At 74.3% G+C, this 276-nt stretch carries 1 pseudogene; it reads left to right on the forward strand.

Annotation, left to right across the window (positions count from 1 at the left end):
* Positions 1 to 191 (forward strand): annotated as a pseudogene (locus MKD49_RS25905) (DNA-3-methyladenine glycosylase); the annotation flags it as partial.
* Positions 192 to 276 lie beyond the last annotated feature (85 nt).

Raw genomic sequence — 276 nt, forward strand, 5'->3', positions numbered from 1 at the left:
TGGTCCGGCCGGACCGCGGCATCTGGATCGCCTCGGACGGCATGCCGCCTCCGGACGCGCCGGCCGTCGGTCCGCGGGTGGGCATCCGCCACGCCGTCGAACTGCCCTGGCGCTGGCATGTGCCGGGGCACGCGCACGTCTCGCGGACGCGCGCGGGCGTACCGCCGCCCCGGAAAACGAAAAACCCCTGACCGGGGCCAGGGGTTCACGGGGTCCTTCGGGTCCACGCCTGCCGGCGTGGTGGGCGGTACAGGGTTCGAACCTGTGACCCCTACC

Source organism: Herbaspirillum sp. WGmk3 (assembly GCF_023952535.1).
GTDB classification, from domain to species: Bacteria; Pseudomonadota; Gammaproteobacteria; order Burkholderiales; family Burkholderiaceae_D; genus Herbaspirillum; species Herbaspirillum huttiense.